Below are 13052 nucleotides of genomic sequence, written 5' to 3' on the forward strand. Positions count from 1 at the left end.
TCCCGCGCGCGCCGCTCAGGCTCCCGGCCACCGCCCCCGGGCCCGCAGCACCGTGCGCAGTGCCTCGATGTGGTCGGTCATGATGCCATCAACACCGAGGTCCAGGAGCCGTTCCATCTCCGCCTCCTCGTTCACCGTCCACACGTGCACCTGGAGCCCCCGGGCGTGCGCGCTCCGGACGAAGGCGCGGTCGACGACGGTCAGCCGCCCGTGCCGTACGGGCACCTGCGCGGCGAGCGCGCCGCGCGGCGGGACGCAGGGCAGGCCCCAGGACCGCAGGCGCAGCGCGAGCGCGCCCCCGGTGCCGAGCGAGGTGGCGAGCCGGGGCCCCGCGAGGCGCCGCGCCCGCGCGGTGCGCCGCTCGCTGAACGAGCCGAGGCAGACCCGGTTCCAGGCGTCCCGGCGCCGGACCAGTTCGATGAGCGGCCGGAGCGCGGACTCGGTCTTGACGTCCACGTTCCAGCGCGCTCGCGGGAAGGCGTCCAGGAGGTCCGCGAAGCGCGGTACCCGCTCCGTGCCGCCCACGCGCGCCTCGCGCACCGCCGCCCACGGCAGTTCCGCGAGCGCGCCGCAGCGGTCCGTCACGCGGTCGAGCGTCGCGTCGTGGAAGGCGAGCAGTTCCCCGTCGGCCGTCGTGTGGACGTCCGTCTCCAGGTACGTGTAACCGAGGCCGACCGCCCGGCGGAACGCCGTCTCCGTGTTCTCCAGGCCGTCCGCCGCGCCGCCGCGGTGGGCGAAGGCGAGGGGGAGGGGATGGTCGAGGAACGGGTGCGGGGGAGGGGCCGGCTTGTTCACGCGCGCAGTATGGCACCGCGCGCGATCATGCCCGCGCGGGGTCCGGGGGCGGGACGGGGCGGGCGGCGGGAAGCGCGAAGACGCCGAGGAAGAACTGCGCGAGGGGGCCGATCGTCAGCGCGTACAGGACGGTGCCGAACCCGAGCGTCCCGCCGAGCGCGACGCCGACGAGACCCACCGCGACCTCCACGAAGGTCCGGCACAGCCGCAGCGAGCGGCCCGTGCGCCGGTGCAGCCCGGTCATCAGCCCGTCGCGCGGGCCGGGTCCGAACCGCGCCGAGATGTAGAGGCCGGTCGCCGCGCCGTTGAGCAGGACCCCCGCGAGCAGCAGCCCGACCCGCGCGGGCCAGGAGTGCGCGGAGGGCAGCACGGCGAGCGTTCCGTCCATCGAGAGGCCGACGAGGAAGACGTTCGACACGGTGCCGAGCCCGGGACGCTGGCGCAGCGGCCACCACAGCAGCAGCACGAGCGCCCCGACGATGATCGCCACCGTCCCGATGCTCAGCCCCGTGTGCCGGGATATCCCCTGGTGGAAGAGGTTCCACGGCTCGACGCCGAGGCCCGCGAGGACCAGGAGGCCGTCGCTGAAGCCGAAGAGGAGCAGCCCCGCGTAGAGATGGACGAGACGGCGCGGCAGCGAGGCGGCGGTCCCCGGCGCGGTAGCGGTGGTCATGAGGCCCCCGGGAGGTCGGAGTGGACTGATACGTGTCACCCTGGAAGCCGCACAGGTGCCCTCGACAGGGCCAATCGGAGAGAAGTGGACTGATTTCGATGGCGGAGCGGGGTATCGCGGTCATTCGCCCGGCCCAGTTGGCCCGGCTGCTCGCCTCGCAGCGAGCCACGGAGGGCGGAGGCGGCGACGCGACGAGGACGGGGACCGGCGCGGGAACGGGGACCGGGATCGCGGGGGCGACCCGGACCGAGGCGTCCGGGAGCGCCGGTCGGACCGGCCGGGAGCGTGCCCGGCACACCCCCGCCTACCAGGCCCTCGCCGACGGCATCAGGGTCCTCGTCCTGGAGGGCAGGGTCCCGGTCGGCGCCCGGTTGCCCGCCGAGCGGGAACTCGCGACGGCACTCGCCGTCAGCCGCACCACCGTCGCCACCGCCTTCGAGACGCTGCGCGAGGCCGGCTTCCTGGAGTCCCGCCGCGGCGCGGGCAGCTGGATCGCCTTCCCCGCCGGGGCCCCGCTCCCCGCGCGCGGACTCGGCCCGCTGCCCCCCGAGCGCGCCGGGCAGCTCATCGATCTCGGGTACGCGTCCCTGCCCGCGCCCGAGCCCTGGCTCACCCGGGCCGTGCGCGGCGCGACGGAGGCCCTGCCGCCGTACGCCCTGACCCACGGCGACTACCCGGCGGGGCTGCCCGCGCTGCGGCAGACGCTCGCCGAGCGCTACACGGCGCGCGGGGTCCCGACGATGCCCGAGCAGATCATGGTCACCACCGGAGCGATGGGCGCGACCGACGCGATCATCAGCCTCTTCGCGCCGCGCGGCGAACGCGTCGCCGTCGAGTCCCCGAGCTACGCCAACATCCTCCAGCTCCTGCGGGACGCGGGCGCCCGCCTCGTCCCGGTCGCGATGACCGAGGGGATCGGCGGCTGGGACGTGGCGCGCTGGCGGCAGGTGCTGCGCGAATCGGTGCCCCGGCTCGCGTACGTCGTGGCCGACTTCCACAACCCGACGGGGGCGCTCGCCGACGAGGAGAGCCGGCGCGCGCTCACCACAGCGGCGCGCGCGGCGGGCACGGTGCTGCTCGTCGACGAGACGATGGCCGAACTGCGGCTCGACGCCGACCTTGACGCGCCGGGCGCGATGCCCCGGCCGGTGTGCGCCTTCGACCCGGCGGGCTCGACGGTCATCACGGTCGGCTCGGCGAGCAAGGCGTTCTGGGCGGGGCTGCGGATCGGCTGGGTGCGGGCCGCGCCCGAGACGATCCGCCGGCTCGTCGCGGCGCGCGCGTACGCCGACCTCGGCACCCCCGTACTCGAACAGCTCGCCCTCAACTGGCTCCTCACGACGGGCGGCTGGGAGGAAGCGGTCGCGCTGCGCCGCGCGCAGGCGGCGGCGAACCGCGAGGCGCTCGTCACGGCGATCCGCGACCGGCTGCCCGACTGGGAGTTCGCGGTCCCGCGCGGTGGCCTCACCCTGTGGGTGCGCGCGGGCGGCCTCTCCGGCTCGCGCATCGCGGCGGCGGGCGAGGAGGCGGGCGTACGGGTCCCCTCGGGCCCCCGCTTCGGCGTCGACGGCGCCTTCGAGGGCTACCTCCGCCTCCCCTTCACCATCGGCGGCTCCCTCGCCGCGGAAGCCGCCGACCGCCTGGCCCACGCGACGGCCCTCGTCCGCGCTGGCGCGGGGGCGCACACGGCGGTGCAGCGGGGTCTCATCGCCTGAACGGGTGCCGCGGGGCGGGGAGCGCCGAGCGGTGCGACGCGGGGAGTGCCGTACCGCGAGGGCGAGGGTCTTGCTCAGGCCTCCGCCACCGACACCCGCACCGGCCGCGTCGTCGGCTCCTCGCACTCCCCGCTCTCCTCGGCCGCGCCCGCCGTCCCGACCGCGCCCGCCGTCCCGACCGCGCCCGCCGTCTCGACGGGGACCTCCTCGCCCGCGGGGCCCGCCTGCTTCGCGAGGTTCGAGCCGCCGCGCCGGGGGAGGAGCGCGAGGACCGCCTCGCGGTGCGTGTCGGCCGCCGAGTCGTCGTACGGATCGGGGGTCGCCGGGACCTGGAGGCGCAGGACGGGGCCCGTGCCCAGGCGGGCGTACCCGCGCCCGGGGGGCAGCTCGGCCGCCGGGGTGGACTGCGGGGCAGCGCCGAGGATCTCCGCCGCCTGCCGGGCACTCGCCGGGGCGAGCACGACGCGCGCCTTCGCGTACTGGGCGACCACCGGGTCGAGCCCGTCGACGCAGTCGTACTGCTCGGCCACGACGACCGTCACCTGTGCCGCCCTGCCGTGCCGCAGCGGTACGCGCAGGTGGCTCTGCGGGTCGGCGAGCCCCTCCGCGCGGGCCAGATGTCCGAGCACGGCGGGCCGGTCGACAAGCACCCACAGCGGCCGGCGCACGTCCTCGGGCGGCGCCTCGCCCGCCTGCCGCGCCCGGTTCGCGGCGACGAGCCTGCGCTCCGTCTCGCCGGCCGCCCACTCCAGGGCGCCCAGCGCCCCCGTGAGCCCGCACTCGACCCCGAGCACCCCGTCGCGTCCCACGAAGCACGTGTAGTCACCGGTCCCGCCGCCGTCCACGACGAGCACGTCACCCCCGCGCAGCGCCTGGAGCGCCACCGCGCGCAGCAGCGTGCTCGTCCCGCTCCCGGGGCGCCCGACGACCAGGAGGTGCGGCTCGGGAGCGCGCGTACCGGTGCGCCACACCACGGGCGGCACGTCGAGCGCGGCGCCCCCCGCGTCCACGAGCGGCACCGTGCGCCGCACCGCGAGCGCGTCGGTGAGCCCGAGCACCACCTCGCCGGGGCTCGTCACGAAGGGCTGCGCGGGGATGTCGGTGGGCAGCGGCGGGAGCGCCGTGAGCGTGAGCCGGTTCGCCTCCTCGTCCCAGGCGAAGTGGTACTCGCGGCCCCGCCCGCACTTCGCGTGCAGCAGCCGTTCGACCCGCGCGCGCGACTCCGGGTCCCCGTCCGTGAAGTACGCCGGGTAGGCGACGGTGAGCGCCGCGAGCCGCCCGTGCTCGTCGAAGCCGAAATCGCTGAGCGCCCGCGCCCACTCGCCGCCGTGCGCGTAGAGCGGCTCGGGAGCCTCGGGCACGGCGAAGTACGGGACGAGCGCCTCGTACAGCGAGGCGAGCCGCGCCGCCTGCTCCTCGCTCGGACCGCTCTCCTCGGTCGCGGCCGCTCGGTCGCGGCCGAGCCACGCGGCGGCGGTGAGCACGGCGGCGAGCGCGGAGACGGGCCCGTACGGCGCGAGCGCCACGGCGAGGACGGCCGCGGCGATGAGGAAGAGCAGCGCCCCGCGCCGCTCCCTGGGCGTCGCGGTCCACCGGCGCCGCCCTGCGGCGAGGAGCCGGACCAGGCCCCGGGACAGGATGATCAGGGGACGCAGCACGTCGGAGGCGCCGTCCGCCGCCGAACGTGCCAGGTCCCGGCCGCGCGCGAGGGACGCGCCGCCGTCGCGGAGGATGCGGGGGAGTGGTCGCCGTGCCACGTCGGTCTCCTGGAGAGTCGTACGAACAGCTGCCGGGCCCGCGCACGGGACCCGGGCCGTGCGCGGCGCCGCGCACGGGGAACACGCCGGGACCTGGGCCCCGGCGTGCGGGATCGGGCGCGGCGCCCTCAGAACTTCAGGCCGCCGAGGAGCGAGGCGAGGCTCGCGCCCCCGGCCTTGATGCTCGGGGCGATCGCCGTACCGGCGAGATAGAAGCCGAAGAGGGCGCACACGACCATGTGCAGCGGCTTCAGGCCGTCCTTCCGGCAGAACAGGAAGACGATGATGCCGAGCAGGATGACGCCGGAGATGGACAGGATCATGAGGTTCTCCTGGTTGAGGGGACAGTCACCATGAGTTCTTCCAGGCTCACAGCATGTATCTATACGACAAAAGGTGCAAATGAGTGATCAAGCGCTCATTTCGTCTTTATGTCGCGCGTGGTTCCCCCTACCCCGGCCCCCGCCCCGCCCCTCTACGCCTCTGATCGCGCGCCTCGCCGGTCCGCCGTCGATCTTTGCCCGGCGCCCCCCGGCTCGTGTACGCCTGAGGGCAGTACGCTGGCGATTCACCCGGACGGCGGCTGGGCCCGCCGGGCCGGGTGAGCTGCCCTGTCCCCTCCCCCTCCCGCAAGGCGGCCCTCCCGTGAACCCCACTCCCGGAACGACCCAGGACGAACAGCCGGAGCGCCCGGATACCCCCGACCCCGAGGTCGTGGAACTCGCCACGCGCCTCTTCGGCCTCGCCCGTTCCGGCGACTCGGAAGCGCTCGCCGCCTACGTCGACGCGGGCGTCCCGGTGAACCTCGCCAACGACAAGGGCGACACGCTCCTCATGCTCGCCGCCTACCACGGCCACGCCGAGACGGTCCGCGCCCTCCTGGAGCGCGGCGCCGAGCCCGACCGCCCCAACGACCGCCACCAGACCCCGCTCGCGGGGGCGGTCTTCAAGGGCGAGGACGAGGTCATGGAGGCGCTCCTCGCGGCCGGCGCCGACCCCCGCGCCGGCAGCCCCTCGGCCGTCGACACGGCCAGGATCTTCGAGAAGCACACGCTCCTCGCCCGCTTCGGAGCGGTCTAGAGGCGCGGCGCTCGTTCCCGCGTCACGGGTGGGGCCCGCGTGGCACATGAGACGCCCGCCCCTCCCGGGGCCACCCCCGCGGCCCCCCGCGCACGGCCCCCGTGTCAACGCCCGCCCCACCGCTCCCACCTGCGCGAACACCCGAAATCAGAGGGTGCTTCCACGCGTTTTGTCCCCCCGCCGTAAATGCGCTCGCCTGAGCATCGACGCCTGAGCCATCATGGCCACATGGTTCGGTTCCGGACGCCACGGGAAGAAGTGGCCCACCGCCCGGGCCGCGCAAAGGCCCGCTCCGGGCCACCGATCGAGAGGCAGAGGAAGATGGCTGAGCGCAAGCGGCACACGACGGGTCCACGGACGTGTCGGCGCCACAGGTGACCGTCCGCCCCCCGTTCGTACCCACAGCTTGATGTGAGGCCCCTGTCATGTTCGATCCGGTCATAGCGCCCAGCGGTACCCTGCTCGGCCTGCTCCAGCGCGGGCGCGGCGACGGCACCCTGCACGCCCTCACCGCCCCCCGCGAGGAAGCGCTCGCCGCCCTCGACACGTGCGTCCGTCAGGACCCGCGCGGCGACTGGCACCTGGAGAACCGCTCCCTCTACTACGCACGCCTCTACCGCGAACTCGACGGCCCGCTCGACGGCATCGAGGACCACCTCTTCGGCGCCGACGACCTCCTCGACCCCGAGGAGTCCCGCACCGGACTCGCCCTCGCCGTCCTCGGCCATCTCGGCTCCTACGGACGCCCCGAGGCCCTCGCCCTGCTGCGCCGGTACGTGGCGAGCGGCGCCAACTGGGCCTGGGCACTCGACGAACTCGCCGTCCGCGAGGACGACCACGCCCTGCGCGCTCTCGCCGCGCCCGTGCTCGCCCGCTTCCCCGAGACCCCCGAGGGCGAGGCCGAACTCACCGCCGCCGCGCGCGGCGCCTACGAGCCGCGCCCCTGGCACCTGTGGGCCTGCGACCCCGGCTCCCCGCACGCCGGGCGCGTGCGCGCCGCTCTCGAACGCGGCTCCTTCGACCGCTGGCAGCGACAACTGACCCCCACCGGCCCACGGCCCGGCTGGAGCGTCCCCGAGATCCTCGACTGGGCCCGGCGCGGCCTGGAGGAGAACGGGACCGACCTGCACGCCCCGGCCGCCCGCTGCCTCGCCGCCGTCGCCGGACCCGAGGACCGCGAACTGCTCCTCGCCACGGCACGCGAGGGCGCCGACGCGCCGCGCCTGGCCGCGCTGCGCCACCTGCGCGACAGCGGAGAGCCGCTCGCCCTCGACCTCCTCGCCGAAGCCACCGCGAGCACCTCCTCGCTCGTCGCCGACACCGCGGCGGCGCTCTTCGAGGGCACCGCCTCCGTCGCCGCCGTCGAGCGCGCCCGCGAGTTCGCCCGCGCCCCGGGCAGGCTCGGCGCCGCCGCTGGGCGCCTGCTCGCCCTGCGCGGCGCGACCCGCGACACCCACCTCGTCCTCACCGCGCTGCGCACCGCCGTACGCGACCAGGGCACGGCGGACCCCGCTCTCGCCCCGCTGCTCGACGGCTCCGGCCGGCTCGGCATCGTCTGCGCCGCTCCCGTCGTCCGCCACGTCTACCGCGAGACCTCCTCCTCGCACCTGCGGGGCCGCGCCGCCCGCGCCCTCGCCGCCATCGACCCCCGCTTCGCGGCCGGCTTCGCCGTCGAATGCCTGTGGGACTGCGAGGAGTCCACCCGCGAACTCGGCGCCCTCCACGCCGAGACCGCCGACAGCCGCGTCGTCACCCAGCTCCGCCGCCTCGCCGCCGACCCGGCCGAGGAGGACGAGGTGCAGACAGCGGTACGCGGCCGCATCGGCCCGGACACGGCGGCGGCGTGAGGGACTCCGCGGGGCTCGCCTTCGCCGCCCCCGCCGACACGGCGAAAGTGCCGCGCGTGCTCGATGGGGCCGCCGCCCGGGATGCGGAAGCACCCAGCACCGTCCCCCTCGCCTTCGACGACTCGCCGTGGACCGGCGGCCCCGCCCGCGCCGCTCCGCCGAGGGACTCGGCGCCACGTACACCCGACCGCGGGCGTCCGACGAGAGGCGCGGCCGCACCCACCACGGCGACGTACCCGTAGGCGGGGCGCCGGGTCGACGCGCCGACGAGCGCCCGATCACCCGGGCGAGCCACCGCGCACCGCACCTCGCGCCCCCGCCCACCCCGTCAACTCGCGCACCAGCCCCTGCGCGTCGCGCGTCACGCTGATCTCCGCACCGCCCCGTACCCGCTCGCGCCGCACCACCTCGTACCGCCCGTCCCCGAGCCGGCTCACGGCGGCCCACCACCGCGGATCGGGCTCCTCGGGCGCGAGCACGACGAAGCCGCTCCGCGCCCCTTCGAGCCCGCTGACCATCCGGAACAGCGCCTCCTCCGAGGGATCGTCGACGCGCCCGCTCCCACTGACGGCCCGGTACTGCCCCACACCCATGACTGCCCCCTCCGACCTGCCCGATCCGGTTGCGCCGAGCATGGCACGAGGGTCTGACAGCGACGCGGACGGCGGGGATCGGCGTGCACGGAGAGCGAGCCCGCGCCGCATCAAGCCCCGTGCCCCCGGCCCGCAACCCCCCGGCCACGACCGGGCGTCCCCCTTCCATGAAGGACGGCCACCGACCACCCGGGAGAGCACGTGGCGAAGAAGGACCGGACGACGGAAGCGGCGAGCGAGAAGGACCGCGAGAAGTGGATGGCGCGCTTCCAGGTGCGGCTGGCCAGGCAGCCGGGCGTGGACCGGGCGGTCGTGCTCCGGGCGGTCGAGGAGGTCACGACCCACTGCGCCACGACGGGTGAGCACCCGCGGACCGCCTTCGGCGAACCGGACCCCTACGCCGAGCAGACCGCCGCGCGGCTGGTGCCGAAGGACCGCGCGGCGCGCGCCAGGCGCCGCGACGCCGTCGTGGACGCGGTCGGCACCGTGCTCGCGAAGGCGGGGGACCTCGCCGGTCTGTGACCGGCGGTCGCGCCCGCCGGGGCCCGGAGCAGGGGCCCCGCGCCCGGCCCGGCCCGCGGCGCGTGCCGCCCCCGTCCGAGTGATCCGCCCCCGGCCGCAGGCGTCGTTGCCCCGCCCCGCTCTCCTCCCGCGCCAGGGTGGCGGACGTTCGCGGCGAAAGGGCGGTGCACGGTGGCGGAGAGCCCAGCAGACAGCGGCGGAGCGGGGGCGCGGCCGGGGCCGCCCGGGATTCCGCCCGCGCTGGTCAACGACGGCGAGGCACTGGAGATCGAGGCGCGCGGGCTGCGGGCGCGCGGGCCGCTCGGGACCGTCTTCCAGGGGGTGAACCTCCTGGCGCGCCCCGCCGGACTCACCGTCGTCGCCGGTCAGGGAGGTACGGGGCGTACGAGCCTGCTCCTCGCGCTCGGCGGCCGCTTCCGCACCAGCGGCGGCACCGTCACGGCGCGGCTCGGCGACACGCCCGTCGACCCGCTCCGGCACTCGGCCCTCGCCCGCGCCACGCCCGGCGTCGACCTCGTACCGCAGTGGACGGCCCACGAGCACCGGGCCGAACGCGCGGCCACCACACGCACGTTCAGCACGGCGGCCCTCGAAGCGGCCGGGGAACTCCTCGACTGCGCACCCCAAGCCCGCACCGTCGTGGGGCGGCTTCCCGCGCGCGACCGGCTGCTCTTCGCCGTCGCCCTCGCCGTCGCCGAGCGCCGGCCGGCCGTCCTCGTGGACGACGTGGACGCGGGGCTCGGCGGCACCGACCTGCGCGAGGTGTGGCTGCGACTCGCCCGGCTCGCCGAGGCCGGGATCACCGTGCTCGCCACCGCCGCCGCACCCCCGCCCCCCGACTGGGCGGTCCCGGTCGCCGCGTACACCACCCTGTCCCCGAGGACCGCGGCCGCCGACGTCGCGAGGAGGCCGTGATGCGCGTCCTGCGCCTCGCCCAGCTCGAATTCCGCCGCTTCCGGGGCCCGCTCTCCCGCCTCGTGCCGTGGGTGCTCGCGCTCGTCCCGCTGCTCTACGGCTCGCTCTACCTGTGGTCCAACTGGGACCCGTACGGACTCCTGCACCGCGTCCCCGTCGCCATCGTCAACGAGGACAAGCCCGTCGAGGTCCAGGGCCGCACCGTCGACGGTGGCGCACGCATCGTCCGCGCCGTGCGCGAGAGCGGCAGCTTCGACTGGCACACGAGCGACGCCGCCACCGCCCACGACAAGCTGAGGAGCGGCGACTACTTCTTCACCGTCACCGTCCCGCGCGGCTTCAGCGCCGACCTCGCCAGCAGCCTGAGCCAGAAACCACGCCGCGCCACCGTCCACCTCGAACTCAACGACGCCAACGGCTTCATCATCGGCAAAGCCGCCGACCAGGCACGCCTCGAACTCCAGAACCAGCTGTCCGCCGCCGCCCAGGAGGTCGAACTGCGGCAGGTCTTCGGACAGGGCAAGGAGCTCAAGGACGGACTCGACAAGTCGGCGGCATCCGCGAAGGAACTCGCGGGCGAGGCGGGAGACCCGGCAACGACCGGACCGGGCCTCCAGAAGCTCTCCCGGCAACTCGCCCGACTCTCCTCCGCCGTCCCCCAGGCCCCGCAGGGCCAGGCCGCGAAGGACCAGGCACGGCTCCTCGCCTCGCCCGTCGACGTCACCTCCGCCAACCTCCACCCCGCACACCTCTACGGGCGCGGCATGACCCCCTTCTTCTTCTCCATCGCGCTCTGGGTCTTCGGCCTCGTCGGCTACCTCGTGCTGCGTCCCTACAACCCGCGCGCCGTCGACGAGGGCAGACCCGCGACCGCGACTCTCGCGGGCTGGCTGCCCACCGCCCTCCTCGGCGTCCTCGGGGGCCTCGTCCTGTACGCGGTCGTCCAGCTCGGCCTGGACCTCGACGCCGAGCACCCCTGGCTCCTCGTCGCCCTCGTGACCGTCGCCGCGCTCTCCTTCGTCGCCCTCGCCCAGTTCTTCCGCACCCTGCTCGGCTCCACGGGCGACCTCGTCCTCCTCGTCCTGTTGATGCTCCAGCTCACCTCGTGCGGCGGCCTCTACCCCGTCGAGACCACCCCCGCCTTCTTCCGCGCCCTGCACCCCGCCATGCCCATGACCTACCTCGTCGACGGCCTCCGCGTCACCATCTCCGGCGGCCAGGGCTCCACCCTGGGCCTCTCCTTCGGCGTCCTGGCGGCGTACGGGGGCGCGGCGTTGCTCGCGACGGGACTCGTCCTGGCGCGGCGGAGGCGCTGGAGCATGAGCCGGCTGAAGCCGGAGATCCAGTTCTGAGGGGGCGAACATCCCGCGCACACCAGGAATCGCGCGCACGCCAGAACCAAGCCCCTCTGGGGCACCTCCCGGCCGAAGGCTGGGGAAGATTGAGGAGCGGGGCCCGGGGCGGAGCCCCGAAACCGGCCCACCGGGCGAAACGGTAACTTCCACACAACGCCCCGCGATACGCCGTTGTCCGCCCCACCCTCTACGCTGTTCCCCGTGACCTCGCCCGCCCACCCCGACCCCCCTTCCCCGCAGCTCAGCGCGGCCCCCCGCCCCGCTCCGGGCCCCGCCGCCGACGAAGGACTCGCGCGTCGCCTGCGCGCCCTCGCCTGCACCGCGCCCCTGCACGACCTCGACACCCGCAAGGCCAACCTCGCGGGCGAGTACACGCGGTACGCGATGGCCGAGGTCGCCCTCGCCGCGATCGATCTCGTCACCCTCCACATGGACTTCGACACGGGCGCGGACCACGAACAGATAGTGGCGAGACTCCTGCCGCGGGTCGGCGCCCAGGCCCCCGGCCGTCCCGTCGCCGAGCACGAACGGGTCGCCCGCTGGGTCCTGGAGAACCTCATCAACGTTGGCAGCGCCGACCGCGGTTTCCGCGCCGTCTACGGCACCTTCGCGCCCGACGGCAGCTACGTGCGCCGCGACTACGACTTCAAGCTCATCGAGGAGGTCCCCGCAGCCGGCGGCACCGTCTTCCTGCGCGCCACCGACGAAGCGGTCAACGTCCTCGTCGGCGCACTCGACACGGACGTCACGAGCGCGCAGATCGCCGCCGAGGTCAAGCTGGAGGTCCTCATCAGCAGGGGCCGCCTCGCCGACGCCCAACTCGCCGCCGAACAGGCCCGCTACCGCACCGTCCAGTACGCCGAATCGCTGCGCCGCGCCCTGGAGTCCACGCGCCGCGACGTCCGGGCCGTGGACTGGCTGCACACCGTCCCCGACCTCATCGACGAAGCGCTCGGCCACGTCGCCGACCGCTACCGGCACGAGAACGCGATCCTCACCAACATCCGCAAGGCCCGCGACGAGTCCGAGGAGCCCGAGAACAAGCGCCGCGCCGCCGAACTCGTCGACATCGTCAAGGACTGCATCCGCCGTCACACCCAGCTCCAGTCCCGCCTCCTCGAAGCGGGCCCGCTCTTCCGCGCCGAGCAGGACCGGCAAGCCTTCGCCGACCACTCGGGACGCCCGGGGCTCGACCTGTACGGGCAGCTCCTCGCGCCGGTCATCGCCCTCCCCGTCGAGGACGCGCTGCGCGTCACGGACGCGTGGTTCGCCCGCGGTACGGGGCTGCGCACCCCCGGGGCCGTACGCGTCGGCGACCTCGTCGAACTGCTGCTCACCCCGCCCGCCGAGCGCGAGCACCTCGGCGCCGAACTGCCAGAACCCGACCTCGTGGCGACCCCGGACGACAGCCGCTTCAGCGAGGAACAACTCGCCCTCGCCACCGAACTGCTCCGCCTGGAGCCCGAGGCCCCGCGCCGGCTCTCCGGGCTGCTCGCCGAGGCCCGCGGAAAGGCCCGCGAGAACGGCGGCGGCGACCACGAGGCACGGGAGCTCGCGCGCCTCGTCACCCTCCTCGCCTTCCACGCCGCGAGCCCACCGGTGGGCACCGCGCACCGCCAGGGCGAGCCGGGAGTTCTGTTCGCAGTGGACGACGGCACCGCACTCGACGACCCCGACTTCGGCGGCGCCGACCTCATCGTCGGCACGGCCCTCCTCGAGGCCGCCGGCGCGGCGACGGAGGCCGCGCCATGAGCGGCGGCGTGCGTACGGGCCGCGCCGCGGCCCCCGCCCGTACCCGTA

The 13052-nt window shown here is 75.4% G+C and carries 12 protein-coding genes; 7 read left to right on the top strand and 5 right to left on the bottom strand.

Annotated features, from left to right (window positions below):
- Positions 1-15 precede the first annotated feature (15 nt).
- Positions 16-795 carry a glycerophosphodiester phosphodiesterase gene (locus ACIP4O_RS22155; protein WP_401576763.1) on the bottom strand — a complete coding sequence of 260 codons (780 nt, stop codon included), beginning with the start codon at positions 793-795 and terminating at the stop codon, positions 16-18.
- A gap of 25 nt (positions 796-820) precedes the next feature.
- On the bottom strand, positions 821-1468 hold the full coding sequence (locus tag ACIP4O_RS22160; protein WP_401576765.1) for a YitT family protein: 648 nt from the start codon (positions 1466-1468) through the stop codon (positions 821-823).
- 98 nt (positions 1469-1566) lie between these two features.
- On the opposite strand from ACIP4O_RS22160, the gene ACIP4O_RS22165 reads away from it, so the two are divergent.
- Entirely contained in the window at positions 1567-3183 is a 1617-nt protein-coding gene (locus ACIP4O_RS22165) for a PLP-dependent aminotransferase family protein (RefSeq protein WP_401576767.1), read from the top strand.
- A 74-nt stretch (positions 3184-3257) separates the two neighbouring features.
- Here ACIP4O_RS22165 and ACIP4O_RS22170 read toward each other — a convergent pair whose 3' ends face one another.
- Together ACIP4O_RS22170 and ACIP4O_RS22175 are read right to left on the bottom strand one after the other, a co-directional pair.
- The gene (locus tag ACIP4O_RS22170) at positions 3258-4940 is read right to left on the bottom strand and encodes a hypothetical protein (RefSeq protein WP_401576768.1); all 1683 of its coding nucleotides are present in this window, start codon (positions 4938-4940) and stop codon (positions 3258-3260) included.
- 128 nt (positions 4941-5068) lie between these two features.
- Positions 5069-5263: a hypothetical protein gene (locus tag ACIP4O_RS22175; RefSeq protein WP_037871955.1), complete on the bottom strand. Its 195-nt coding sequence runs from the start codon at positions 5261-5263 to the stop codon at positions 5069-5071.
- Between the two features lie 322 nt (positions 5264-5585).
- On the opposite strand from ACIP4O_RS22175, the gene ACIP4O_RS22180 reads away from it, so the two are divergent.
- Together ACIP4O_RS22180 and ACIP4O_RS22185 are read left to right on the top strand one after the other, a co-directional pair.
- The gene (locus tag ACIP4O_RS22180; RefSeq protein ID WP_401576771.1) at positions 5586-6020 is read left to right on the top strand and encodes an ankyrin repeat domain-containing protein; all 435 of its coding nucleotides are present in this window, start codon (positions 5586-5588) and stop codon (positions 6018-6020) included.
- 425 nt (positions 6021-6445) lie between these two features.
- Positions 6446-7867, top strand: coding sequence for a HEAT repeat domain-containing protein (locus ACIP4O_RS22185; RefSeq protein WP_401576772.1), 1422 nt, complete (start codon positions 6446-6448; stop codon positions 7865-7867).
- Positions 7868-8145: 278 nt separating this feature from the next.
- Here ACIP4O_RS22185 and ACIP4O_RS22190 read toward each other — a convergent pair whose 3' ends face one another.
- Positions 8146-8460 carry a hypothetical protein gene (locus ACIP4O_RS22190; protein ID WP_401576774.1) on the bottom strand — a complete coding sequence of 105 codons (315 nt, stop codon included), beginning with the start codon at positions 8458-8460 and terminating at the stop codon, positions 8146-8148.
- 201 nt (positions 8461-8661) lie between these two features.
- Between ACIP4O_RS22190 and ACIP4O_RS22195 the strand changes: the two genes are divergently transcribed.
- The 4 genes from ACIP4O_RS22195 to ACIP4O_RS22210 all read left to right on the top strand — a co-directional run bounded on the left by ACIP4O_RS22195 (position 8662) and on the right by ACIP4O_RS22210 (position 13004).
- The gene (locus ACIP4O_RS22195) at positions 8662-8982 is read left to right on the top strand and encodes a hypothetical protein (RefSeq protein ID WP_401576776.1); all 321 of its coding nucleotides are present in this window, start codon (positions 8662-8664) and stop codon (positions 8980-8982) included.
- 171 nt (positions 8983-9153) lie between these two features.
- Complete coding sequence (locus ACIP4O_RS22200; RefSeq protein ID WP_401576778.1) at positions 9154-9897, top strand: ABC transporter ATP-binding protein; 744 nt, start codon at positions 9154-9156, stop codon at positions 9895-9897.
- Positions 9897-11249 (top strand): YhgE/Pip domain-containing protein, encoded by a 1353-nt coding sequence (locus ACIP4O_RS22205; protein WP_401576780.1) that lies wholly within the window; start codon positions 9897-9899, stop codon positions 11247-11249. The genes ACIP4O_RS22200 and ACIP4O_RS22205 overlap by 1 nt, the downstream gene beginning before the upstream one ends.
- Before the next feature lie 204 nt (positions 11250-11453).
- Positions 11454-13004 (top strand): hypothetical protein, encoded by a 1551-nt coding sequence (locus ACIP4O_RS22210; RefSeq protein ID WP_401576782.1) that lies wholly within the window; start codon positions 11454-11456, stop codon positions 13002-13004.
- Positions 13005-13052 lie beyond the last annotated feature (48 nt).

The organism is Streptomyces sp. NPDC088923, assembly GCF_044749745.1.
GTDB lineage: Bacteria > Actinomycetota > Actinomycetes > Streptomycetales > Streptomycetaceae > Streptomyces.

Excerpts from the sequence above, each read along its gene's own strand:
- ACIP4O_RS22185 (WP_401576772.1), top strand. The coding sequence starts at position 6,446 with ATGTTCGATCCGGTCATAGCGCCCAGCGGTACCCTGCTCGGCCTGCTC.
- ACIP4O_RS22160 (WP_401576765.1), bottom strand. The coding sequence starts at position 1,468 with ATGACCACCGCTACCGCGCCGGGGACCGCCGCCTCGCTGCCGCGCCGT.
- ACIP4O_RS22190 (WP_401576774.1), bottom strand. The coding sequence starts at position 8,460 with ATGGGTGTGGGGCAGTACCGGGCCGTCAGTGGGAGCGGGCGCGTCGAC.
- ACIP4O_RS22175 (WP_037871955.1), bottom strand. The coding sequence starts at position 5,263 with ATGATCCTGTCCATCTCCGGCGTCATCCTGCTCGGCATCATCGTCTTC.
- ACIP4O_RS22205 (WP_401576780.1), top strand. The coding sequence starts at position 9,897 with ATGCGCGTCCTGCGCCTCGCCCAGCTCGAATTCCGCCGCTTCCGGGGC.
- ACIP4O_RS22165 (WP_401576767.1), top strand. The coding sequence starts at position 1,567 with ATGGCGGAGCGGGGTATCGCGGTCATTCGCCCGGCCCAGTTGGCCCGG.